The sequence below is a fragment of the Viridibacillus sp. d25.2 genome, from assembly GCF_055456015.2.
In genome coordinates, this window is sequence record NZ_CM196652.1 from 4,298,400 (window position 1) to 4,323,519 (window position 25,120).

Annotated in this window: 25 protein-coding genes and 1 other RNA gene; 6 read left to right on the forward strand and 20 right to left on the reverse strand. The window is 35.1% G+C overall.

The genetic code is table 11. From position 1 onward, the window contains the following. Positions 1-125: 125 nt before the first annotated feature. From mprF to ACZLO7_RS21030, 6 genes are all read right to left on the reverse strand, one after another. Entirely contained in the window at positions 126-2,705 is a 2,580-nt protein-coding gene (gene mprF, locus ACZLO7_RS21005; protein WP_464940924.1) for a bifunctional lysylphosphatidylglycerol flippase/synthetase MprF, read from the reverse strand. A gap of 104 nt (positions 2,706-2,809) precedes the next feature. Then, the gene (locus ACZLO7_RS21010) at positions 2,810-3,364 is read right to left on the reverse strand and encodes a superoxide dismutase family protein (RefSeq protein ID WP_464940923.1); all 555 of its coding nucleotides are present in this window, start codon (positions 3,362-3,364) and stop codon (positions 2,810-2,812) included. A 152-nt stretch (positions 3,365-3,516) separates the two neighbouring features. Continuing rightward, complete coding sequence (locus ACZLO7_RS21015) at positions 3,517-4,275, reverse strand: 3D domain-containing protein (protein ID WP_464940922.1); 759 nt, start codon at positions 4,273-4,275, stop codon at positions 3,517-3,519. 577 nt (positions 4,276-4,852) lie between these two features. Next, a complete protein-coding gene (locus tag ACZLO7_RS21020; protein WP_464940921.1) occupies positions 4,853-5,224 on the reverse strand; it encodes a helix-turn-helix domain-containing protein in 372 nt (123 codons plus the stop codon). Positions 5,225-5,370: 146 nt separating this feature from the next. After that, complete coding sequence (locus tag ACZLO7_RS21025) at positions 5,371-5,850, reverse strand: PaaI family thioesterase (protein ID WP_464940920.1); 480 nt, start codon at positions 5,848-5,850, stop codon at positions 5,371-5,373. A gap of 428 nt (positions 5,851-6,278) precedes the next feature. Further along, positions 6,279-6,716: a hypothetical protein gene (locus tag ACZLO7_RS21030; protein ID WP_464940919.1), complete on the reverse strand. Its 438-nt coding sequence runs from the start codon at positions 6,714-6,716 to the stop codon at positions 6,279-6,281. A gap of 321 nt (positions 6,717-7,037) precedes the next feature. Here ACZLO7_RS21030 and ACZLO7_RS21035 point away from each other — a divergent pair, with 321 nt between their 5' ends. Continuing rightward, positions 7,038-7,667 (forward strand): YfbR-like 5'-deoxynucleotidase, encoded by a 630-nt coding sequence (locus tag ACZLO7_RS21035; protein ID WP_464940939.1) that lies wholly within the window; start codon positions 7,038-7,040, stop codon positions 7,665-7,667. A gap of 98 nt (positions 7,668-7,765) precedes the next feature. Here ACZLO7_RS21035 and ACZLO7_RS21040 read toward each other — a convergent pair whose 3' ends face one another. The 11 genes from ACZLO7_RS21040 to ACZLO7_RS21090 all read right to left on the reverse strand — a co-directional run bounded on the left by ACZLO7_RS21040 (position 7,766) and on the right by ACZLO7_RS21090 (position 16,413). Continuing rightward, positions 7,766-8,266, reverse strand: a complete 501-nt coding sequence (locus ACZLO7_RS21040) for a flavin reductase family protein (RefSeq protein WP_464940918.1) — start codon at positions 8,264-8,266, stop codon at positions 7,766-7,768. Positions 8,267-8,378: 112 nt separating this feature from the next. Then, positions 8,379-8,978: a nitroreductase family protein gene (locus tag ACZLO7_RS21045; protein ID WP_464940917.1), complete on the reverse strand. Its 600-nt coding sequence runs from the start codon at positions 8,976-8,978 to the stop codon at positions 8,379-8,381. Between the two features lie 15 nt (positions 8,979-8,993). After that, positions 8,994-9,509, reverse strand: coding sequence for a GNAT family N-acetyltransferase (locus ACZLO7_RS21050; RefSeq protein WP_464940916.1), 516 nt, complete (start codon positions 9,507-9,509; stop codon positions 8,994-8,996). Positions 9,510-9,533: 24 nt separating this feature from the next. Then, positions 9,534-10,241, reverse strand: a complete 708-nt coding sequence (locus tag ACZLO7_RS21055) for an amino acid ABC transporter permease (RefSeq protein ID WP_464940915.1) — start codon at positions 10,239-10,241, stop codon at positions 9,534-9,536. Between the two features lie 17 nt (positions 10,242-10,258). Continuing rightward, positions 10,259-10,963: an amino acid ABC transporter permease gene (locus tag ACZLO7_RS21060; RefSeq protein WP_464940914.1), complete on the reverse strand. Its 705-nt coding sequence runs from the start codon at positions 10,961-10,963 to the stop codon at positions 10,259-10,261. 28 nt (positions 10,964-10,991) lie between these two features. Further along, positions 10,992-11,801 carry a transporter substrate-binding domain-containing protein gene (locus ACZLO7_RS21065; protein ID WP_464940913.1) on the reverse strand — a complete coding sequence of 270 codons (810 nt, stop codon included), beginning with the start codon at positions 11,799-11,801 and terminating at the stop codon, positions 10,992-10,994. A gap of 32 nt (positions 11,802-11,833) precedes the next feature. Beyond that, positions 11,834-12,121: a glutaredoxin family protein gene (locus tag ACZLO7_RS21070; protein ID WP_464940912.1), complete on the reverse strand. Its 288-nt coding sequence runs from the start codon at positions 12,119-12,121 to the stop codon at positions 11,834-11,836. Positions 12,122-12,163: 42 nt separating this feature from the next. Then, positions 12,164-13,180, reverse strand: coding sequence for an LLM class flavin-dependent oxidoreductase (locus tag ACZLO7_RS21075; RefSeq protein ID WP_464940911.1), 1,017 nt, complete (start codon positions 13,178-13,180; stop codon positions 12,164-12,166). A gap of 23 nt (positions 13,181-13,203) precedes the next feature. Beyond that, positions 13,204-13,956 carry an amino acid ABC transporter ATP-binding protein gene (locus ACZLO7_RS21080; RefSeq protein ID WP_464940910.1) on the reverse strand — a complete coding sequence of 251 codons (753 nt, stop codon included), beginning with the start codon at positions 13,954-13,956 and terminating at the stop codon, positions 13,204-13,206. 80 nt (positions 13,957-14,036) lie between these two features. Further along, positions 14,037-15,365 carry an LLM class flavin-dependent oxidoreductase gene (locus ACZLO7_RS21085; protein WP_464940909.1) on the reverse strand — a complete coding sequence of 443 codons (1,329 nt, stop codon included), beginning with the start codon at positions 15,363-15,365 and terminating at the stop codon, positions 14,037-14,039. Positions 15,366-15,534: 169 nt separating this feature from the next. Further along, entirely contained in the window at positions 15,535-16,413 is an 879-nt protein-coding gene (locus tag ACZLO7_RS21090) for a LysR family transcriptional regulator (RefSeq protein ID WP_464940908.1), read from the reverse strand. A gap of 115 nt (positions 16,414-16,528) precedes the next feature. Here ACZLO7_RS21090 and ssrS point away from each other — a divergent pair. Further along, positions 16,529-16,724, forward strand: a non-coding RNA gene (ssrS, locus tag ACZLO7_RS21095) — 6S RNA. A 468-nt stretch (positions 16,725-17,192) separates the two neighbouring features. Further along, positions 17,193-17,354, forward strand: coding sequence for a helix-turn-helix domain-containing protein (locus ACZLO7_RS21100; protein ID WP_464940907.1), 162 nt, complete (start codon positions 17,193-17,195; stop codon positions 17,352-17,354). Between the two features lie 846 nt (positions 17,355-18,200). Here the strand turns inward: ACZLO7_RS21100 and ACZLO7_RS21105 are convergent. Beyond that, complete coding sequence (locus ACZLO7_RS21105) at positions 18,201-18,398, reverse strand: hypothetical protein (protein ID WP_038185160.1); 198 nt, start codon at positions 18,396-18,398, stop codon at positions 18,201-18,203. A gap of 411 nt (positions 18,399-18,809) precedes the next feature. Here ACZLO7_RS21105 and ACZLO7_RS21110 point away from each other — a divergent pair, with 411 nt between their 5' ends. Next, positions 18,810-20,045, forward strand: a complete 1,236-nt coding sequence (locus tag ACZLO7_RS21110; RefSeq protein ID WP_511261372.1) for an IS110 family RNA-guided transposase — start codon at positions 18,810-18,812, stop codon at positions 20,043-20,045. A 251-nt stretch (positions 20,046-20,296) separates the two neighbouring features. Here the strand turns inward: ACZLO7_RS21110 and ACZLO7_RS21115 are convergent, their stop codons facing one another. Further along, positions 20,297-20,953, reverse strand: a complete 657-nt coding sequence (locus tag ACZLO7_RS21115) for a Type 1 glutamine amidotransferase-like domain-containing protein (protein WP_464941445.1) — start codon at positions 20,951-20,953, stop codon at positions 20,297-20,299. Positions 20,954-21,465: 512 nt separating this feature from the next. Between ACZLO7_RS21115 and ACZLO7_RS21120 the strand changes: the two genes are divergently transcribed. Then, positions 21,466-21,912 carry a helix-turn-helix domain-containing protein gene (locus ACZLO7_RS21120; protein WP_464941446.1) on the forward strand — a complete coding sequence of 149 codons (447 nt, stop codon included), beginning with the start codon at positions 21,466-21,468 and terminating at the stop codon, positions 21,910-21,912. A gap of 237 nt (positions 21,913-22,149) precedes the next feature. Here the strand turns inward: ACZLO7_RS21120 and ltrA are convergent, their stop codons facing one another. Next, on the reverse strand, positions 22,150-23,910 hold the full coding sequence (gene ltrA / locus ACZLO7_RS21125) for a group II intron reverse transcriptase/maturase (RefSeq protein WP_464941439.1): 1,761 nt from the start codon (positions 23,908-23,910) through the stop codon (positions 22,150-22,152). A gap of 809 nt (positions 23,911-24,719) precedes the next feature. On the opposite strand from ltrA, the gene ACZLO7_RS21130 reads away from it, so the two are divergent. Next, positions 24,720-25,106, forward strand: coding sequence for a S8 family serine peptidase (locus ACZLO7_RS21130; RefSeq protein ID WP_464941297.1), 387 nt, complete (start codon positions 24,720-24,722; stop codon positions 25,104-25,106). Positions 25,107-25,120 lie beyond the last annotated feature (14 nt).

Consider the following 25,120-nt stretch of genomic DNA (forward strand, 5'->3'; position numbering starts at 1 on the left):
TCCTTTCCGATTCCGTGACATCCGCCGGAGGCTTTAACTTCTTTCAGCGGGTGTTTGGACACCCGCTGAAAGAAGTTAAAATAAACCTTAGAATCGTATAAATGACTCTAAGGTTTTATGATTCTTTATCGATTACGAGAGTTTTTAATTTCTGATACTTGCTCTCTCATTGTAGCGTATTTATTGTCACCTATTAATATCATAATTTGTAACATTGTAAAAGGCAAATAAGCTCGTTTTCGATAAGCCAAATATTTTGGCTTCCAAGTATTTGCAAATTTTTCTTTAAAATGTTGAACATCTTGGAAATTATAATATTCCTGTCCATTAAAAATAATTTCTGCAGCAATTTTCTCCGTTAACGTAGCATACTTGGATACACCAATATGCGAAAGTGGAGTCATTCCAACATTTAAAAGTTTGAAATTCTCACTCTTGGCCCAGATGAAAATATTGAGAAATAAATAGTCGATAATGCCTGATGGCAAATCCGCCTTTTTCGAGCGCATTAGATCAATCGAAATGGTCAGTTCTTCGTCGTATAACTGGATGATATTTGAGAATGCGACAACTTGCGCTTCACCATTTTTCACAATAGCGAGTGGTGCAAATTGTAAATAATCTTCATTGAAATAGCCGAGTGAGAATCCCTTTTCTTTCCGATTGTCCAGCCATTCATCTGATAAGGTACGTAATTCTGTCAGCAAATCTTTTTGGAAAGGTGGTTGTATGATTTCAAAAGAATAACCTTTCTGCTCTAAACTATTTGTAAGCTTACTAACGGTCTTCGCTTCTTCCTTGGAATATACAAGATTCTCTATATCTATAAAGCCTTCTTCTCCTAATTTAAAGAAATTATAACCGAAGCCATGTAGATAAGGTACAAACTGATCGCTCACTTCATAAAAGACTGGCGTATAACCATAATAATCAGCGTGAGCAACAAACTCCTCAATCGCTTTCGCAAAATCTGCTTTTTCTCCAACCAAGTCTCCAAGAACAACTAACTTATCAGCACTTTCTTGATAAGGGAATAAGACTGTTTTCTCCTTATTCCAGAAAATGTATTTATCATGCAAGAAAATGAGATGTGATAACTCTTTACCACCATATTTATTGAGATGTAAAAATATTTCTTTTTCATGTTGAGCTGAAGGTATTTTTTTAAATTGTGTGACCTTTCTTAACCAAATTTCTATTAACACAACTATGGTCACAACAATCAAAGCGATAAAGGCACTCCAAAATAAATCACCTGAATCTGTAATAAAGTATGGTCTCATACTTTCTGGGATAGGATATTTTGCAGATGGTTTCGCCCAAATACCCATACCTATATATAAAGCCGTGATAACCAAAATAATAGAAACATTTACAATTGAGCGGCCCCACGTAACGATATAACTTTCACGATAGAAACGATCTCTCGATACAAATAATAGTCCAGCTACAAATATCATAAATAGTGCCTGCTCATATTGAATACCTTTTAAAATAAACAACGCTGCAGCAAATAATAAGACGAATAATGTGAATTGATATGTGCGCCGATCCTTGTATGAAATTCCATTCGATAACGCTAGTAATATAAATCCAGTCGCTACAGCTACCTGGTGAGATACATTAACTATTGGCAAAGATAATACATCTTTTGCATACTTAATTCGTTCAATAGCTCCGGGAGCCGCCGAAGATATCAAAAGCAAAAGGCCAGATAAAAACACAAGGACAGTAGCAGTAATATGACTAGCTCGTTCTAAAATAATATTGGGGACACTATTAAATCCAGCATTTAATTTGCCCCATAAATCACGTAGGAACAAAGCAAGCCCTGCTAAAAAAGGAATAATATAATATCCGACGCGGTAAAATAACAGCATCAATAACACAGATTCTTCAGGTATATTTAAGCTTTGGGTTCCCCAGATGAATACAAGATCAAAAGATCCAAGACCACCTGGAATCATGCTCACAATACCTGCACATGAAGCAATAATGAAAATCGGCATTAATTTTTCAAAACTAATTGGTACTTCTAGCATATAACTGATTAAGTATATAAATGCAAATGCACCTAACCATTCTAAAATTGATACAGCTAGTAAGCCCACATCACCTAATACATGACGAGGTGTTGTCGTTTTTTTAGCTAATTGAACAATTGCCTTGATAATTAAAAAGGGCACATATAAACCAATAATTGAAACAGCAACAACTAAAATTTTCCGTTCATTTAATAATGGAAAATCCCAATAGAAGATGGGTAACACCCAAGCAAAGAATGAAAGACCTGCTAAATAAAATAAGGTTACTGATGCAATTATCTTGAAAAATGTGCTACTATCCACTTCTTTTTTCTTAAAATAATGTGTTCGCAATAGCACACCAATTAAGCCACCAAAACCAATTAGATTAGAGAACGAGTTAATAATTAACGATTCTTTCATCAAACGTTTTAACGGCCTTTTAAGCTTTAATTTCCTTACAATGAAATAGTCATAGAAAAACATTGGGAATACCAGTGCTAAAGGAACAGCTGCCATTAATACTAAAGTACGGACATCTAAATTCTTTAGCTCTCGAACAATTTCTTGCCCATTAACATTCCCAAGAATCTTTCCTATCTCATGAATAGCGAAAATCATTAATAGTACTGGAAGAATGATTTTCAGCCATTGAAAAATTGTCGATTTGTTTAGTTTCATTCGCAACCACCTATTTACATCAACTTTGTATAATACTACTATACAGTTGTGACGCAAAAAATGCTGAATTCGTTGCTTAAATTCGTATTTTTTTCACAAATCGACTATTTTTTGATAACTCCACACGCAATTCGCTTACCAGAATTCCCTGATGGATCTGTTTTATAGTCGTCGGATGATTCATGTATAACAAAAGCACTACCATCTCCATCTAGAATGGAACGACTATCTCCCTTTTTCAAAGTAAAAGCCTTAGTCGAAAATTCCAAATCAACTGTACCATCTTTATCTATTTGTAAATTTGGCAAATCACCTAAATGGTACCCTTTTGGATTAAGATAGCCATGTTGCTTATGTGTTGGGTTAAAGTGTGCACCTGCCGACTCGAATGTGGGTGGATCACATTTTCCAACTGCATGAATATGAATCGCCTTCTCACCAGGTTCTAACCCTTGTAAAGCAAGTCCGATGTTAACACCTTCTTCTGTTTCAGTTAAAACTGCTTCACCAATAGATTTTCCTTCACTATTAATAAACATTGCATGTGCCGATTCAGCCGGAACTGCAGTTACTGGCTGAGAAGCTTCTTTATTTGCCGAACAAGCACCAAGCAATAATGTCATACTTAATAGCATCCATTGCGATTTTTTTCCACTCATTAAATACCACTCCTTTTATATAGCATGGGTAATATGTCGAAATTTATGTATGATAATTGCCAAATCCCTCGATTTTTTACAAAAATAAAAAAACACCCCTCACGACGAACTACTTTCGACATGAGAGGTACCGTTTTATATTACTATGCAGTTTAGTCTAAAACTTTGATTGTGACATTACGTACGCCCCATTGATAAACTTTATTATTATCTGGGATAAAAACATCAATACGGTTTCCTTTAATAGCGCCCCCCGTATCAGAAGCGATCGCCTCTCCATAACCTTCTACCCAAACTCTTGATCCTAATGGGATAACAGAAGGATCAACTGCAATAACTTTCGCTCCTGGATTTGCACGTAAATCATATCCAGTAGCTGTCACACCAGAACACCCTGTACAATAGGCCGTATACGCTGTCGCACGTACAGTCATCGTTTTACCTCCTTGTTGAGGCGGCGTTGATGTTGTTGTTTGTGCAGATGTTGATTTTGCTTGCTGTGCTTGTTTAACTCTTGTTATGTCTGAAGTTGCTGTAGCAGATAAAGCGAGTTTATCTCCTGCAAAGATTAAATCACTTGATAAATCATTCCATTTCATCAAATCCGCTATAGTAACCTCCTTTTCTTCGGAGATTTTTGTAAGTGTATCACCTTTTTTAATAGTATATGTGTCATCTGATTTTTCATCAGATTTAGATTCTAATTCTAGTTGTTGTTCTGGGAAGATTAAAGAAGAATCTAGCAGGTTAGATACTTGTAAGTCTTCAACTGTAACGTCGTTGTCCTGTGCAATAGACCATAGTGTATCACCTTTTTCTACAATATAGCTAACAGATGCAGCTTGTGCTGTCACCGTCGCAGATCCTAATATCAAAAAACCTGCTGCTAGTGCAATCAATTGTTTTCTCATCGTTAAAAAACGACCTCCTTTTCACTAACACGAATAACTCTAACATCCCCACATTTCATGAATATTTCTAAAAGATGTAGGGGGGGTATCAATCCTGTTACAATAGTTGGCAATTTTCTGTCATTTTATACATTTTTCTGTTAAAAAAATTTGTGAAGTATTCAAGAGGGTTGCCATGACTGCTAGAATGAACATTGGAGTATAATTTCAAATATCTAATTCTAAAAAGTATTCTGCTAAAAAAAGTAAAGAAATTGTCTGATATTTTTTTTATTTTTCGTGAAAAATGAGGGTGTTTTGATTAAATAGAGGGTAAAAGTAGAAGGAAAAGCGCTCAAATATTACAAAAAAACATGTTTATTTTTAGAATAAACACACAACAAGAGGATATTATCCGTTTTTAGGTAAAAAAATTTAAACGAATTTCTATTTTAAAATAAATAATTAGTTTTAAAGTACGTTTATTCCATTTTTTTCATAAAAAAAACCTCCCATTAAGATTCATGGAAGGTGATAAATAAATACAATACGATCTTGGACTAGTTATCGTGCCTGATGATCGCAAACATTTAATAAATTATGAAGTAACCTCTTTTTGCATTGCCTTTAATTCAGCCAAAGTATAAAGTTCTAATAAGTCCTGTTTATTAAGTTCTGGCAATAACAAATGAATATCTCGTAGCAATACTTTACGTTTTTTAAATTTGTCTTTGTCTTCTTTTTGTTCAACTGACTCTTCCATTACATTTAAAAGTAATTCATCAGCCGATACTTGTAGCACTCCACTCAATTTTACAATCCAGCTTGCAGATGGAACACTTTCTCCCATCTCCCAACTTTTAATACGGCTTGCAGATGTGCCGATTTCCCTACCTAATGACAACATCGAATAATCATTTAACTCTCGTAGTTCCTTCAATTTCATTCCAAAAGCTTGTGCATCAAACATTTTTTTCACTCCTTTAAATGTGTTTCCTTTTGTGGTTTTGAGTTACTTTTATTATTTAGTTTTCGTATTTGTACTATTGAAATTTAGTGTTGGAAACTAACTTTGATGACTAATATTAGTGGGAAATATATATTGAAATTAAATGATTATTTAACAAAACTAGCTGGCATATAAGCCGCTACTACTACTCCATTTACTACATGCTCATCCCCAGCATATAATTTCACATGAATTTTGAATTTCTTTGGGTGAATTTCTTCTACCTTACCAACAGCTTTTAGCTGTACCCCTTGTGGCGTCGGTTTCAAGTAATCCACATGTAATGACGCGGTAACAAATCTAGGTGGTTCCACACTATCACCTGGCTCATGCCCATTTTTTCGATGCAGTGCCAATGCTGCTGATCCAGTACCATGACAGTCAATTAGTGAAGCTAAAAATCCGCCATATACGAATCCTGGTATAGCAGTGAATTTATCACCCGATTCATAATAAGTAACGGTTTCCTCACCTTCCCAAACTGTGCGAATATGATGACCGTCAGTATTCAATCTTCCACAACCATAGCACCAAGCAAATTCATCTGGATATTCATCCTGAATAGCTATTTTTTCTACCTTATTCATACACAATTCATCCCCCTTATTGCAAAATAATCCCACTCCTATACAATTCGACAACTACATTCTTAAACCTTTTCTTTTTAACAACTTTTCTGCTTTAAAGAGAAAATTTTTATGTTTATTAGAATAATAATTAGTTTACAAAATGAATGCGATTTAATTCAAAAGCAAAAAACCACTTCATCTAGTTGATGAATTGACCTTTTAACCTACAAAGATTTGGCAGTCTTCACTCATATTTTGAATGCCGTGTTTCACTGCGTTTTCAACAATTGGTTGTAAGGTAAGTGGAGGTAGGCCCATACCTAGAGCCGTGAGTTTGCTATAGCTTCACCCGCAGTAATCCCCGAGGCCCAAGCATTAAAATTTCTAATAATAAAAAAAGGCTATCTATTCATCAAATTTGATGATAGATAGCTTTCGTATTTCTATTACCATAGTATTGGCTTTGCAACCATAAACCACAACATAATGAGTAGCAGCACTATATAAATCCAAACAGACTTCACTAATTTATTGATAAATTCCTGCTGATTAAATTCTGGGGTATTGAATGTACGAATGGTTGGCTTGAAAGCACTCGCTAAAAAGACAATTGAGCTAATCATTACGGCGAATGTCATGACTATCCATGATGTAAGTAAATTCCAACCACCAAGCCACATAGCAAGCAGACCAGTTGTTACAAGAACATGCCCTGCATGCTTCACGATACGAATGGCAGCTGAAAACGTTTCAACATATGCTTCCAATGCATGGTGATTTTGCGTCGTACGCATTTTCTTTAATATTGGTAACAATACAAAAAATGGTCCTATCGACAAAATGGCACTAATTACATGTACAAAAACAATTAATGAATAAGTCATTTGATTAAGTCCTTAAAATAATATTTATTTTTCGATTTTCTTTCTATATTCACGATAATTGAAAAGGCATTAGAGTGCAATGTCCGAATTATGAACAAAAGATTTCAGTCCCTTAAATCTTCAATAATAGGTAAAAAAACAGCCTTTCTTCTATTTAATAATGTACACTTGCAGTAGTATTAAGCTACTGTAAATTACTTATTAAGATATCGTGAATTATACTATTTCGTTCTATTTCTGTAGTATGATACATATGTAGGTGAAAACAACGCATAAAAGGTTTCAGATCAGTATATACTTAATATAGAGGAGAGGATTTTTATAGGTATTCATAAATTTTTTACAAGCTTAAACGACTTAGAGCGAATTATTCGCTGTCCCGGACGTTTCAAATTTGAGGAACATAATGTAGCAGCTCACTCTTGGAAAGTATCTCAATACGCAATGTTCTTCGGCACCTTAGAGGAAATGAATGGTGCAAAAATCGATTGGAAATCGCTATACGAAAAAACGATTAACCATGATTTCGCAGAAGTTTTCATTGGTGATATCAAAACACCCGTCAAACATGCATCACCCGAGCTCAAACAAATGTTAGCCCATGTTGAAGAAAAAATGATGGAAAAATTTATTGTCTCAGAAATTCCAGAAGAGTTCCAGGCCATATTCTTCGACCGTATGAAGGAAGGAAAAGATGCTACAACAGAAGGTCGCCTACTTGAATTCGCAGATAAACTTGACCAATTCTACGAAGCATTTGCAGAACTAAAAAGAGGTAATACTGATTTAGAGTTTGTCTATATGTATCAAACAGCGTTAGAAAAACTCTTGCGTATCCCACTTCAAACGAGTGTTGCATACTTTAAAGATATTATGTTAGCAGACGTAATCGCAGAAGAAACGCAAATTGATATCTACGATTTAACCCATGAAATTATCAATAAAGCCTAAGCCTTGGAAATAAAAAGGCGAAGAGCTTTTTTATTTTACCTTGATTTTATAAAAAAACTGTAAATCCCAAAACACCTTAGGAATTCACAGTTTGCCCTTTACTTTGCTTCTATTTTATAAAACTCTTCGGGAATTGCCCCTACATTACGCCGGTGATAGAGCAATGGCTCCTTCTCTGTATTTACAATATTGATGACGTGCCCGATTATAACAGTATGATCACCTGCATCAACTTGCTGGACCGTTTCACACTCCAACGCCGATAATGTATCATCCAAAATGGGCAATCTTTGTACAGACTTTTGCCATTTACATTGACTGAAACGATTTTCGACTTTACTAGAAAATAGGTTGCACAAATCTTGTTGATCACTAGCTAAAATATTTACAGCAAATTTTTTCGTTTTCATAAATTCATTATATGATTTTGATTTTTTATCAATTGACCATAAAATAAGTAACGGATCTAGGGAAACAGATGCAAATGAATTCACCGTTAATCCGATAGGTTCCTGGTTCTCATTGAAAGTTGTCACTACTGTAACTCCTGTAGGATAGTTACCTAAAGCTTTACGAAAGGCTTGCTGCTGCTCAGACATATTATCCACTCCTATTTTTCAATTCCTTTTTATAATGATGTCTCTATTATATGTTTATTTTAGACGAACGGGTTCGGTCAAGAGTATGATGAGAAATTTCTTAAAACAAAAATTATTTTATAATAACAATACGTTGGTCGAGCGATTGTATTTCTTTTTCCTTCGGTGCTACAATTGGCTTTCCAAACGGTAATTGGGCAATTAATTTCCATCCCTGTTGTATTCCCCATTGCTGCCTAATATTAGATGAAAATGTCGGAATATAGTGTTGTAAGCTAGCACCAAACCCTTCATACTCTAAAGATGTCCATATTAAGTATTGTAATATCCCTGAAGCTTGATGCGACCATTCAGTAAATTGTTCATGAAGTAGTGGGAACTTCTCTTGCATCGAAGTTACTACCTCATAATCTTCAAAAAACAGTACTGTTCCATATCCGCTAGCAAATGTTTTAAATTTCCCCTCTATTTTTCCTATTTGCCCTTTATCTAATTCAGTTTTTATCGATTCAAATGCAACTTTCCAGAAATCTTTATTACTATTTCCTAATAACACAATAACTCGACCTGTTTGGGAATTAAAAGCCGTTGGAGTGTTAGCTACAGCTAATTGGACAATCTTCTCAATACGTTCGTCTGAAATCACGAACTCATCTGTAATGCCATATATAGATCGTCTTTCTTTTACTGCTGTATAGAAATCTCGTGTCACTTTGAAAGCCTCCCCCTACTCCGTTATATCAAATCTGTAACATTTCACTAATGTATTAAATTTATAAAACTCTTTGGATTGATCTCTTTGAAAACCAAGCCATTCGTACAATCTAATCGCATCTGACATTTTATCTGTCGTATGCAAATAAAGAGAATTGGCCCCTTTTTGTTTAGCATACGCTATACTTACTCTTAATAATTCCTTTGCCACACCTTTTCCTCTGGCAGAAGGATGTACTGCTAGCAAACGTACAATCGGTGTATGGATTTCTAATTCTGGCAGTCCATAGGCTTCTTTAGATGAAGAAAAAATTTGTAATGTTCCTAGAATATTATCGTTGCTTTTCGCAACTAATATACGATCAAGATTAGGGTTGTCTAATGAAGATCTAATCTCCCCAATATACGTATTCCATACTTTCTCATTTTCATAACTATCTTTATATTGTTCATAGCTTTCCACTAAAACTTTACGTGTTGCATCTTTTTCATGTTCTAACAATAAATCTATAGTAATAATACTCCCCATTTTTCATTGCCCCTTTCTAGATATCTATAGTGCACTATTGGTATAGGCTTTTGCCTTTTTCTCTACGACGTAAGATACGGCTTCAATAATTGCAGTAATAATCCAATATAAAAGACCAGCTGCTATGAAGGCTTCTAAAAACTTCAGATTTTTGGAGGCAATTATATTAGCAGCTCCTGTAATCTCTTTTTGAGATACAAGAAAAGCAATTGATGTGGTATGTAAAAAGCCGATTACTAAGTTTGTAAAATTAGGAATAGACTGAGCTAATGCTTGTGGTAATATTATTCTTTTCACTACTTGAAACGTATTCATTCCTATTGCATAGGCTGCTTCTATTTGTCCCTGTGATACACTAGATATTCCTGAACGAATAATCTCAGATAAATAAGATCCAGCTGTTAACGACAAAGCAATTATGACAAACAAGGCAATAGGTATAGAATTTGATTGTATAGGCAAATGTAAATATTCAATAATGATATCTAGTAATAGCGGTACACCAAAATAAATTAACATAATATGCATAATTGCAGGGGTACCTCTAAAAAAAGAAACATAGCCATTAACTATTCGACTTAAATACTTCAAATTATATGCCCTAATCATCGCAACAGATATACCGATTAGAAACCCAATAATAACAGGTATGAATGTAAGTATAAGAGTTAACGGAGCGGCTTTTAAAAGTTCCTTGAATGCAATCCAGATAAAAGGAAAGTCAATTGTCATACGACTCTACCCCCTTCTTAAATAGTAGCCGTTTCATTTGGTTGATAACGGTTTAAATACTTCTCGGAAATTTTAAATACTTTTTCTAAAACTACTACAACAATGTAATACACAATAGCTAAGGAAATGTATACTTCTAAAGCATGTGCAGTAGAAGCAATTAACGTCTCGCCCCTCCCCATCATATCCATTACACCAATTGTAAAAGCTAGAGAAGTATCCTTTAAAGAACCAATTATTGAATTTGAAATATTAGGAAATGCGATTCTGATTGCTTGTGGAAATATAATTCTAAAGAAATTTTGAATACGCGTCATACCAATTGAATAGGCTGCCTCCGTTTGACCATAATCGATGGCTGAAATAGCACTGCGAAATACCTCTGCAAAAATAGCTCCATTGCTTAGTGAATAAGTAATAATAACGAAGTAGAGTGCATCCATTCTTGTAATATCTATGTTCCACAACATTAATATTGCTGGTAACCCATAGTAGACAAGGAATAACTGAATGAGTATAGGTGTACCTCTAACAAATGAAATATATAAAGTGATCATTTGTTTTAAAACAGGAATATGGAGCAATTTTGGTATAGCAGCTACTATGCCAATTAAAGTTCCCAGTATTGTAGAATAAACTAAAATTTCTAGAGTAATTCCCAAGTATTTTATTAACGTTGGGATAAATTCAATAATTAATACCGGATCAAATACTTTCCCCATCCACACTCTCTTCCTTCCAAAATATTATTTAAAATTCAACTGAATAATCTGCCCCTAGCCATTTTTTGCTCAATTTGCTTACAACACCCTCTTTTTTCAACTCTTGAAGAGCCTCATCAACTTTATCTGATAGTGTTGTTTCGTCCTTATTAAGCAAGAAAAACACTTTAGAATTAAGTAATGTATCCCCAACTACTTTTTGTTGCGCATCTGCTTGTTCATTGTAAAATTTAGATGCAAATGGAGTAGAAATAATAGCATCTATACGTCTTGTTTTAAGTTGATTGATAATATCGGTTGTATTAGTCGCGTAATTAATTTTTGCTCCTAAATTATGCTTTTTATTGTATTCTTCTATAAATACAGATGAATTACTTGTTGGTGTAACACTAATATTTTTCCCTGCTAAGTCATCAATCGATTTAATATCATTATTATCTTGATGAATAGTCACTTTTAATGGAAAAACATTATAAGGCTCCTTGTTAAATAGGAATTTCTCTTCTCTTTCTTTATTCACTTCCATTTGATGCGCGATAAGATCGATTTTTTTTGTTTCTAAACTTAATAATAAATTTGAAAATTCCATCGTCTTAAATTCAAATTCATATTCCGGTAGCTTTTCATCTATCGCTTTCACGATTTCGATATCGTACCCCGTTAGCTCACCTTTTTCATTTATAAAACAGATATTTGGAAACTGAGTACCCGTACCAACAATGATTTTTTGAACCTTTTTTGAACTTCCCTTTTGATTATCCACTGACTCTGCTTTTGACGAGCAGGCACTCAATAAAGCTATTACAGATATCAGTCCCAATAGCCATACTCTCCTCATAATTTATACCTCCCTAATAATTCTTTTTATTACTATTTGTTTACTTGGTTTTTATTCGCAACTATAAACTCATCTAGTGCTAGTTGTAAATGTTCTATTCCAACTTCCGTTACTCCGCTATACACATTCCCTTGACCAAGCTCCACAACAGGTACGTGACGTACACCGTATTTTGCCTCTAAAATATCTCGTAAATGATCGTTATTTGTAATATCTACTGTTTTATAAATTAACTCTTGCTCAGCTAAATATCTTTTCACTTCATGACAATAGCTACAGCCTTCCTTTGACCAAACGATAATTGATATATTTTGTGCCATGTTTTAAACCTCCAAAATAAACTATTTTTTATTTATACTCTATTAAATAGAGATTTCTTTACGTACAATTTTTGCCAAAGATTTGGGACTTAATAATTCAAAGGATTTTAAGCGCTCATCACTTTTAGGTATAGGTGTATGTAAAATGAATTCATCTATACTGTATAGTTCATGCAGTTGATCCAGCGTACATTTCACTTCAACAGCTGTGCCAGCAATTATACTCGCTGCATACTCCTTCACTTCATATTCCTCACCTGACTCTTGGCCGAATTTTTCTGCTGCCTCGTGCGAAGTTAAAGTCAAAATGCGTCCACTAGCTAGATGTACTTTAATGATTTTTTGGTGTTCTGCTAATTTTCTTGCTTCTTGTGAAGTTGGTGCCGCAATTGTTGCTACAGCAACAATGAATTTTCCATTCGTACTATTTTCACGATAGACTTTTGCCGCCCCAGCAATAATGGTGTCATCACTATTAATAAAGCGTGCAAAAACAAATGTAATCCCTAACTCTGCAGCCAACTTCGCACTGTTTATACTAGCACCTAATAAATATAATTCTTGTTTTTCAGGCGGAATTGGAGTTGCTTGAATTCCTGCTAATGGGTGTGTTACGGGAACCTTGTTATCCAATATTTGCTGTAAGAATATTAAACGTTCATCAAAATCTTCACCATTATTGACAGTGCCATACTGTAAGGCTTTCGTTGATAAAGGTAACCCGCCTGGTGCTTTGCCTATTCCTAAATCTACACGTCCAGGTTCTAGAGTAGACAACACTTGGAAATTTTCTGCTACTTTAAATGGGCTATAATGTTGAAGCATCACACCACCAGAGCCAATTCGAATTTTTTTCGTTTTAGCTAATAAGTAGGATACCAACACTTCTGGAGATGAGCCTGCAACATCTACTGAATTATGATGTTCTGATACCCAAAATCGCTCATACCCCCACTCTTCAGCCAGTTGTGCTAATTTCACTGTCTGTTGCAAAACGTCATAATTAGATACTCCTTCAATGACTGGACTTTGATCTAGAATTCCAATTTTATAACTCATTGTTTTAGCCCCCTCTTTTCCACCTATATCGAATAATCCAATTCCGGTGTCATTCTTTTCAAGAACTGTCTTGTACGTTCTTCCTTCTGCTCAACAAATATATTCTCTGGTGCTCCCTCTTCTACCACAACACCATTATCCATAAAAATAATTTTGTCAGATATTTCCCTAGCAAAGTTCATTTCATGTGTCACAATAATCATCGTTTTTCCTTCTTTGGCGATTTTAGCTATTACATCTAATACTTCTCCTACTAACTCCGGATCTAGAGCCGATGTAGGCTCATCAAATAGAATAACATCAGGGTTTAATGCGAGTGCCCTAGCAATTCCGACACGTTGCTGTTGCCCTCCAGATAATTGACTAGGATAAGAATCTATTTTACTTTTTAGTCCTACTTTTTGTAGAACCTCTAATGCAATTTTTTTCGCTTCTTTAACGTTTCTTTTTTGAACAACAACTAAGCCTTCCATCACATTTTGCAAAGCCGTTTTATGTTGGAATAAGTTATAGCTTTGAAAAACCATTGCAGATTTTTTTCGCAAATTATTTATTTCCTTTTTATTTACTTTACTTGTATTAATAGAAATATCGTCGATTGTAATAGTGCCTCCATCTGGACTTTCTAAATAATTTAGACATCTCAAAAGTGTTGTCTTACCAGATCCACTTGGCCCTAAAATTGAAATAATCTCACCCTTATCTACTTTGATATTAATTCCTTTTAGCACTTCATTATGTCCAAAATTTTTGCGTAACTCTTTTATCTCAATCATCTAATACCTCCTCTCAAGACTTTTCTCCGAACAATCATTATTATTCACATTGAATAACTAGGTATTTAACTTAAAAAAATTTATACTGTTTGCTTAATATAGCGGCTTTGTTTGAATGGCAACCCTAAATTCCCTCTCAAAGTATCAGCTTCATAATCCTCACGATAAATGCCACGCTGTTGTAAAATCGGTACCACTTTATCTACAAAATCATCCAATGCTCCTGGGAATGTGGCTGCAATAATAAAGCCATCTGCCCCGCACTCCTCAAACCATAACTGTACTAAATCCGCAATTTTGTCAGGCGTACCGATAAATTGTGTACGAGGAGTTGCTTCACGTAAAGCTATTTGACGCAATGTTAATCTCTGCTCTTTAGCTTCTCTTTTAATGCGTTCTGTATGACTGCGGAAGCTATTTGCACCTATTTCTCCTAACTCAGGGAATACTTCATCTAGTGGATATTGTGAAAAATCGTGATGGTCAAAGTAACGTCCTAAGTAAGCAAGTGCCCGTTCAATTGATACTAAATTTGCTAATTCTTCATATTTTCTTTCTGCTTCCTCTTCCGTATCTCCGATAATTGGAGAAATTCCTGGCAAAATAACAACTTCTTCCGGATTACGTCCAAAAGCTATAACTTGCTCTTTTACGTCCTGATAAAATTCTTGTGCTTCCTGCAATGTTTTAGACATTGTAAAAATAGCGTCGGCATCTTTAGCTGCCAAACGTTTTCCTGCTGTTGAAGAGCCTGCTTGGAAAATTACTGGCTGCCCTTGCTTTGTACGCCCTATATTCAGTGGTCCTTGTACAGAGAAAAATTCTCCTTGATGATTAAGCTGGTGTAACCTAGATGGGTCAAAAAATTGATCATTCTCTTTATCCCCAACAAATGCATCATCATCCCAAGAATCCCAAAGACCTGTTGCAACTTCTAAATATTCCTCAGCAATTCGATAACGTTTTGCATGGTCAGGATGCTCAGCAACAGTCTTATTATAATTTAACGCTGTATTTTCTAATGGAGTTGTTACAACGTTCCAACCTGCACGACCATTGCTTAAATGATCAAGTGATGCAAATTGACGCGCAATTGTAAACGGTTCGCTATAAGAAGTAGAGACTGTACCAACGAGACCTATTTTTGAAGTAACTGTAGCTAGCGCTGACAAAATAGTTATAGGTTCAAAACGATTCAAGAAATGCGGAATTGATTTTTCATTAATGTATAGACCATCTGCTATAAATACTAAATCGAACTTTCCTTCCTCCGCCTTGTGTGCCTGTTGCGTATAAAAATCCAAATTTACACTTGAATTTGTTAATACTTTTGGATGACGCCAGCCTGAAATATTACCACCAACACCATGAATAATTGCACCAAATTTGATTTGTCGTTTTTCAGCCATACTAATACCTCCCATTTTCAATTCCGCATAATTTTAATTACTAGTTAATTTATAGGAATTATACGTTTTCTAATTGTGGATAATACTAACATTTTTATTATAGTGCTGACAAGGGCAATAATGATAGGAAAAATTAATAATTGATTAAAAATTTCTATCAATCTATTTTTCATTCTAAAAACGCATGTATAGAGCGATTTATATCCTTACGAAGTAGTTCTACCGCTTCACTTTGAAAATATGTTAAATAGACATGTTGCTTAATCAACAACAAATGAGCAGTATCTATTTCTACTAATTCTCCTCTTGCAAGCTCATCCTTCACGCATAAATAAGGTAAAAAACCAATGCAGTGTTTATTTTTTATGAGTGATTTTGCTACTTCTAAATGGTCTACTTTAAATTCAATACGCGGTTCTACCTGTTCTACCTCAAATAATTTATAAACCAAGTTCCAATCAAAAGCACCACACTCAAAAAACACCATTGGTTCGTCTGCAAGTGCTGTTGCGGTTATCATTTGCTCATCTAATAACGGATGTCCCGGACTAACAATTAGTCTTACAGAATTATCAAGCATACTATCTTGCTGAATACCTTCACTTGTTAACTGCTTCATAAAAGCCATATCAATTTGCTTATTCAATAATTTTTCTAGTAGCACATCATTTGTAGCCGAAACAAATTTAAAGCGACGCTCAGGATTTTGCGTTTTCCAAAAAGATAAAGCAAATGGAATAAAGTATTGAGAAGTAATTATATTTGCCCCAATCACAATTTCATCTTCGCTCTTCCGATGCTTCATTTGCTGTTTTCCATCATTAAATGTTTGAATTATTTGCTGTGCGTAAGGAATAAAATCTTTCCCTTTCTGAGTTAGTATTACTCCTCTTCCTTGCCTTTCAAATAATTCCGTATTCAATTCACGTTCCAATGTTTTAATCCGTGCCGTGACCGTAGGCTGTGATAAAAATAAAGCCTTAGATGCTTTATGAAAACTTTGCAAATGTACGACATACATAAAGGCTTCTAAATGATCAATATTCATCTATTTACCTCCTCTTATTATTCGATTTTTCAGTCTTTAGTGTACTTGAAAAAGAAAGCAATTGCTATGCAATCATCATTCTTGCAGTTCTATCAATTTTGCAGTATTATATGAATACAAGCTGCATTGTTCGTAATCATATTAAGTTTTAACCTTTAAGCTGTAAAAGGGAGTTTTAATTGAGGAAGGACTGGCATGCCGCATTCCATTGTTAATGCGGACAAACACGAAAACCTCTGCGAACACCCACTTTGAGGAGTGGTGGTTTAAAACTTTCAATATTAAAAAATTACGGCATACGCGGCTTATTAAATTGCATTATATCAACGTTTTTCAACGTTTAAGCACTTACCTTTTGGTAGGTGTTTTTTTTTGTGCATATTTCTCCGATGTTGCAAATCTGGTGCAAATTTCCAAATTACTTTTACGTAATTTACGAACAGATCCTATCAGTGCAAAACCTCTGTATATTGGATAATTCCAATCATTTGAAAAGTGTCACTTCTTTTATATCCATTGTTTCCCCCTTCAAGTAATACTCTCGTACACACTTCCTAGTTTGAAAAGTGTTCCAAAAAGTCAAAGTATCCTAGATTAGCGAAGTTTCTAAAATGCAGAATACAATATAAAGGAAAAGAAACAATGATAAAATTTATTATTTTATAACGCTCTAAGGAAAAACGTTTAAACCTTATCTTTTATATAGGTTCCTAATCAATTGGAATAACGAAAAAATCATTGTTTACGTTAGCGTATTTAAGGAGAGAGGAGAGTTTAGAATGGAGAGAATGATACTGACAGTCGAAGAAGTTGCTGAACTAATTGGTGTATCTAAAATGACTATTTATACTATGTGTAGCACGGGAGAAATCCCTTTCAAAAGAGTTAGAGGATGTATTTTATTCTATCGCCCGGTAATTATGGATTGGTTAGCTAACTGATAAAGACGTAAAAGTAAAATCATTAAAAACATAATTTACATATGAATAAAAAATAATGCCCACCTATAATATCTGGTGGGCATTTTCTTAATAATTCATTTAGTATTAGTTGTAAAGTGGTAGTTTTCTTTGGAGATCGTGAGAGTATTGGTATGACAACGTTTTAAGTGTTTAATTTCGTCCCAAAATTTTCATTTGGGAATGTTCTTGAATTTATTTTGTATAATTTATACAACGATAAAATTCTGTTATAGTAACTTAGGGTTTCTAACTAATTCCTCCATATATATCACAATGAAATTCCATCTCTATGATATGTGAAGCAATAATACCACTTTGCGAGTATTTTCCTCCCACCGCAATTTTATATACAGTATTACCATCAATTAAAGACTCCTCATAGCCTAGTTGTGTCCAACTTGCATTAGCGTCCGCAGCTTCCGAAGAAATACCGTTAAATACTGAAAATAGTTGTCTTCCCTTTGATGTATTTTCGTTTAATTGTGTATCAAAAGAACCTTTAAAAAATGGATTTTATTAGGTTTTAAATGTTTTAAATTCCCAAAGCGTCGTTTGGTCCCATTTCTTAACTTAGCGTTGTATATCCCCATAATTTTGAAGGTACTCCTTGTTGCACTAAACTGCCTCTTTAGTTGAATAAGAAAAAAGAGCAGCCTTCTGAAAAGCTCAAAGATCTTCCACTAAAGCACTCCGTTAGTTAAATAAGAACAGCAACGCTAATTCAACAATCGCACCTATTGCGGAAGACTGTGGTCAAACTGTGCAACAAATCTTAGGGAACAGTCCTTCGTATAACTACTCCCTTAGGTTTAATAGATTATGTTATTAATTTGCTTCTTCTGGTCTCCCGGGAAAAATCTTTTCAAACAATGAAATCAGAGAAACAGTAACACAGACAATAAGCAATCCAGTTATTAACGATGATGTATTAATCCCGTAATGCGCGAATGCTGATGTTAAGATATAACTTACAACGAAACCGAGTAGTAAAACAGACAGAGAAATACCTATTTTCTTTTCCATAAATTTCACCTCCAATCTATATACGTTTATAAGTAAAACCAAGTTTCAAAAACTTCATTCAGAAATGTTTTTCCGTCGTTAATCCCTCTATACGCCCCGTTAATTCAATAAAGAAAAAAGAGCTGCATATGCAACTCAATGATCTTCAAGTAAAGCACCCCGTTCGTATTATAAGGTCAGCCAGAGAAATCTGGTTGACTATTTTTTATTCAATTTATAGATTGATAGTAGCCGGGGTAGAACGGAAGCACCCGTGGGACTTGATCCCGACAACTAAACTGTTCGCCCTCTACTTGTTAACACATGATTAGGCTGGTTGGGACATAGTGATCCCGTATAACAAGCGAAGATATGAATAACAAGCTAGATAGAGGTTACCGGTCAATACACTACATGAGGAGGAGATAAACTATGAATCCAGTAGTAGGTCTGGATGTCGCAAAAGGTGAAAGTCAGGTTCAAATGTTCTTGGATAAAAAAATTCCCTATAAAAGCAGTGTGAAAGTGGACCATACGGTGGAAGGATTGGAAGAGTTACACTCTTATTTATTAGATGTAGAGAATCAAACAGGGATGAAACCACCTATTGTTTTAGAAGCGACAGGTCACTATCATGCCCCAGTTGTACAGTTTTTAGAGGCAAGAGAGTACATTGTCATAATCGTAAATCCACTGGTATCTTATCGAGCAAAAAGCTCTAACTTACGAAAAACTAAAACAGATGCCATTGATGCCTATCACTTAGGTGAACTGTATTACAAAGAGGATTTAGAGCCTCAGAAAAAGCGTGGTATTCAGCTTTTAAACCTTCGGCATCTAACAAGGCAACACGAAAATATGACAGGAATTATGGTTCAAACAAAGCTTCAATTTCAAGCTGTATTAGATCAAGTATTTCCAGAGTATAAAGGCGTTTTTGGTGATTTATACGCTGAGATTTCATTAAGGACTTTACAGTCCTTCCCTACATCGGAGTCTGCCTTAAAAGCAGGTGTAGATAAGCTTGCACAATTTATTGATAAGCATTGTAAAGCGCGTTCATTTAATTGGGCGTATGAAAGAGCTGAGTTATTAATCGCCGCTGCGGAACGTAACCCATTTCAGTCAACGCTTTATCAAAGCCTTCTCGTCAGTCTGAATATGTATATTGATTTACTTCAAGCGTACCGACAACAGCTTTCTACGTTAGAGCGTGAGATTAATCAATTGGCGGCACAACTCGAAGAATATGAATTAATCCAATCGCTTCCCGGTATAGGTGAAAAAATCGCGTCCACGATACTTTCAGAAATTGGGGAGATTGACCGGTTTAATCATCCAAAAAAGTTAGTAGCCTTTGCGGGACTAGACCCAAGTGTGTTTGAATCAGGGCGCTTTAAAGGCACGAAAAATCACATTACCAAACGCGGCTCAGCTAGACTTCGCCACATGCTTTACACAGCCGTCCGTTGTTCAATTCGAGATAGCCGTAAAAAGAAAACAACAGATGAAACCCTTGCACGAAATAAACGATTACGAGCCTTCTACGATTTAAAACGCGAAGAAGGTAAACCGTATAAAGTAGCTATTATTGCCTGTGCTAATAAGCTTTTACACTGGATTTATGCGATTTTAAAAACGAAAACACCGTTCCAAGAAACTATTTAGTTACAGTATTTTAAAATAAAACAAAATCCTTCCAAATTAAATTCGGAGGGTTATTTATCTTGTGCTTTTTAGTATAACATGAAGTGTTTTTCGATTAAAAATGTTTTACTTGACATTCTATTAGCTGGTTTAGTTGAAGTAGAAAAAATAGACGCATATTCAACACTCGCGCCAGTTCTCCTTCACTTAATTTAAAATAGAGACGGTGCATAAAGAAATTAATTCAATTAAGCCATAGCGTTTTGCTACAACTAGAGCGTCTCATCCAATTTCTGAATCTTTGAGTTGGAAATTAAATAAACATTGCCAAAAACGTCGATTTTGTCTCCTTTTACACGTACAGCGCAATCTTTGTTTGACGCATAAATATTTATTTCTTCCGATAGGGGAGATAGTTCGCTTTGAACCAGTGCAATGTTATTTTCAAGGTCAAAATGAGACAGGACGGAAAAATTGTCAAGACCGATTCCGTCGTAAACAGAGCTCATTTCAACTTCATCTCCAAAGTTTTTCGAGCATAACCATTTAGCGGACATGTTGATTGCTCCAGCGCTTGCTCCCATCACAACGGCCCTGTTTTTTTTAATCGAATCCGATAATTCATATTCCATCAAAAAACCATTTTGATTAAGAATATTACCACCCAACAAGAAAATGACGGAAGCATTTTGAATTATCGTTTGGGCATCTTCCTTCTGTACGCGGTAATTAATTAAATGATACTCATCAAACATAATACCAGCCTGATCGAGCCACGAGCGTTCAGTAGCGCCATCATCTTCATAAATAGAAGGATTCGAGCTAATCATAGCCAGCGATTTTCTATCAGTTATATCCTCCTGTAACACCCCACCCAGATCTTCTGGAAAAAAATTATCAAACCAACCTAAATAATAGTGAATTTTCATAAGTACCCCCTCAGCAAAGTGTAAATAACATTTATTCCTTGCGTCACTCATTCTGTTTTCTTGTCACTCTCAATATGCCCGATTGTTAAACACAATTTAAACAACACTCTTCAACTATCCTGCTCCGTTAGTTCAATAAGAAACAGGCTCTACTTCTTATTGAAGCAAAGCACCCGTTAGCTTAAGTGCATTATTTCACAAACTCTAGAATTCCTTTCAGTTACTAAAAGGATGTTGCTCTTAGCGAAATAACAAAAAGAACTCTTATAATTAAGAAAACCCCATAAAAGACATTGACTAAACTGCCAGTTTAGCGACATAAAAAGACTTTTCTTCATTTAAGTAAAGACCACTAAATCCTTCTTTTTTGTAATAATTAACAGGTGAATGAAGGTCTATAAACAAAAACAAACGCTGTTTCCAAGGGGAAACTAATAGTTTACACCTTTGCAACGATGCGGTTCTTTAGTTTTTTAATGCAAATAAATATACTGAGGATAGGAGTTGATCATATGTATTTTTCTTCAAAAATAAAAGAAGAACGTCAAAAGCATAATATGTCACAACAACAGCTTGGAGAAAAACTTAATATTAGTAGACAAGCTATTTCCAAATGGGAACGTGGAGAAAGTTACCCTAGTATTGAATTGTTAATTAAGATAAGTGAAATATTTGATATTACACTTGATGAATTAGTAAAGGAGGATAATTCTTTGAAAGAGAAACTCATAAAAGATAGCCAAAAATTAGTCTATCCAAGGTGGAAATTGTTTTTTGATATTCTTCTAATGATTGGATTTTTAATCATACTAGCTAAGATATTAATCTTAATAGGTAATAAGTTATTTGATTTAAATATTGTGTTCTTACAGGATTCTCTGTTATTTCAAATTGGACCGTTTTTTATGACTATCATTGGAGCGATTGGCAGCGAATCTCTAGGCAAAAAATATAGATAATCATTTTGGATTTAGATTTATACACTAATTATATAGGAAAGTCCCCTCAAACTATCTGAAGGGACTTTTTTCAGTATATATCTTCTTCAACAAAACGTTAGTAATAGGTAAGCATTTGAAGTTATCTCCAGCTTTTCCCCTACTCCACACGGAACGTGCCAGTTTCCAAGCATACCGCGTTCCATCTAGCGATGGTATTATTAATTATAAGTTTCAAGTTACTCTTGTTGATTTGGGTTATTTGATTATTTCTAGCTCACATTTTTCTCGATATTTATTGATTTTTTCTAACATCGATTCAGTGATGCCCAAAGTTTTTATGAGTGTATTCGCCTTAATTTTGTCGGTCATATGGATTAATTCATGTATCTCTCTTTGGAGAATACGTAGATTATTGAATTTGTCGCTTCCACCAAGATACTTAGGTATATAATGGTGACAGTAGACATTTTGTGCTTGTAGGAACATGCCAGTTATTTCACATTTTCCTTTTTTCATACTGTATCTACTAATCCGATTATCCATATATTCGACACTCCGTGTCGATATTTTTGATTCCATTAACAATACTATTTCCTGTCTTATATCTTTACTCAACCGTGTGGATATTTGCACTCGACCTTCTTCGGTAAATGGGGTTATACTTTGAGTAAAGCCAATCACATTTTTAGTTTTGATGATTCCGAGAGGAAAGAGGTATATCCCGGCGATTTTATAAGTTTTAGAGCCTAAGCCATAGAACTTTTTATACACAGGTGGAGGATTGTTAGGATGTTCATATTTACCAACGGGTTTAAGACGATTGTACATAGATGCACCTATTTCATAGGCAAGTCGTGAGAACGCTAAGTTGACGTGAGTAGCTCTGCTAAAATAATTGTGTAACCCTAAGACAAAACTATTAAAGCGCATAGCATTTTGAGTAGTTGGCGATGTTCGGAGTATTTCTATTCGTTTCTTTGCATCCGCCTTAATTTTCTGCATCTTTTCAGCTTTGACAAACGTATGTGCAACTCGCTTTATTCCTTTACGATTGGCACGTATTGTGAAACCAAGAAACGCAGACTCATTCTTGCGCAGATTAATAATCTTCGATTTTTCTGGTGAAATATCAAGTTTTAAACGTTCTTTTAAAAATAATTTAACTGCATGATACCACTTTTCGGCAGTTTTCCAGTCTCGACAGATGATTTTAAAGTCATCAGCATACCTAACTATGTAGCCTTCTTTTAAGTGAGTTCGATTCTTTGCAAGAAGTTGACCTCTAGTTTTAAGTGATTTATGGAGGGGAAATAGTTCCCATTGGTCCGCAATCCACTGGTCCAATTCATTTAGTACAATATTAGACAATAACGGTGAAAGTAGGCCACCTTGTGGAGAACCCTTTGTCGGAATACCTTCTCCATCCACTTCAGCCTTTAGCATTTTGGATATACAGGCAAGGACCTGTCTATCCCGAATACCTAAATTCCATAACTGCTTAATAAGCAAGGTATGATTGATATTATCAAAGAACCCTTTTATATCCACATCTACAACGTAGTGGAGTTTCGACCGATTAACTAGAAATTGAATTCTTGCCATCGCATGATGAGTAGACCGTAAAGGTCTAAACCCATAGCTATGATTATAGAAATGAGCCTCTGCAATAGGCTCTAACACTTGTTTAAAGCACAGTTGTATGATTCTATCCAGAATGCATGGAATACCTAATGGTCGCATCTTGCCATTATCTTTTTCGATTAGTTTACGTCTGACTTTCTTTGGACGATAATTTTTCAGCTTACTTTGTATTTCTTCTACTAAATCGTTCTCTGATCGTTTCTCTATGTCTACAATAGTTTTACCATCTGTTCCAGGGGTCTTCGACCCTTTATTTGACTTGATTGTTCGATACGCTAATAAAATATTGTTCCTCGACGTGATGATGTCGTATAGCAGATGGAATGATTCTTTATTTTTGGCTCGTTGATGTAAGTCTGTAAAGGTGTCTGTCATCCCGTAATAATCCCAATATCGTAGAGCTTGCACTGTGGCATCATTCCTCTTTGAAGTGATGTTCCCACGTTCTTACCCGACCGGTGCAATGCACAGTTGAAAAATAATTATTACTTATCGCTAGACTTGGGGCTGTTCCTCCAACTCCATTACAGAGGTCTCACTGGTCGTACCCCTACCCTCATAAGGACAAATGCATTTCGCCATATCGCTTATAGCAACCGTTTCGGGTGACAGCCCTTGAGACAACGTTCCTTATTTTCCAAGTCCCTTATAACCTAGCTATATTTCTTCTAAACTTAGGTGCTTCCTGTAAGCCTGTGAGCTGGATACCGCCATTGTTCGGTATAACGTGTTTCATAGAAGCAATTTTTACTCCACGTCACTCACTCCATCGTTGGATGGTACACAAGTTTCCTTATGCTCTAACTTTAGACCCGTACATCCGGAAGTTCGTCTGTTCTTTTCCACAAGAAAATTCTCACCATATTTAGTTTTTCAGCCATCCGGCATATCCATTGGCATACCTTTTCCGTGAGGAGTGGCTTCAGCCTTTGTTCTGCCGACTTCACCTGAGCTTCAGACCCCATAATCTGTCCCTTATGACGCATGCAGGAATCTTAATGGGATAGTTTCAAAATACATGGTTTTATCATTTCTATCCTCAGTTATAAAGTTAGGATTCCCCAAGGAATCCTTTGTTTTTTCACACATTAGTGCTTATAACAAAACTTGTCGCGCTGCCCCGTTAGTTTAAGTACATTTCTTCACAATCTTTATATATAGATTGTAATAAACATTCGGCAAGTTTGTTAACATTAACAACTTACCATGATATTTTCACGCGGCAATTACACTATATAAATGCAACAAGTGAAGTTACGGCACACGCCTCATGGATGGCTGCTAAAATCTACAATAAATATCCACAGTTATGGCCTGAAACTGTACGAGCTCTCATGTTGCATTCTGCCGAGTGGACTGCTACGATGAAGAGACAATTTTTAACCACAGGTAGTAAAACAGACTATAGAAACCTCTTAAGAAGCTGTGGTTATGGGGTACCGAATCTAAACCGTGCTTTAAATTCAGTTGATAATAGTGTGAATTTGGTAATTGAATCTGAATTACAACCTTATAAAAATGTTAGAGGAAAACCTACAACAAATGAAATGCATAATCATAAGCTCCCTTGACCACAGCAGCAATT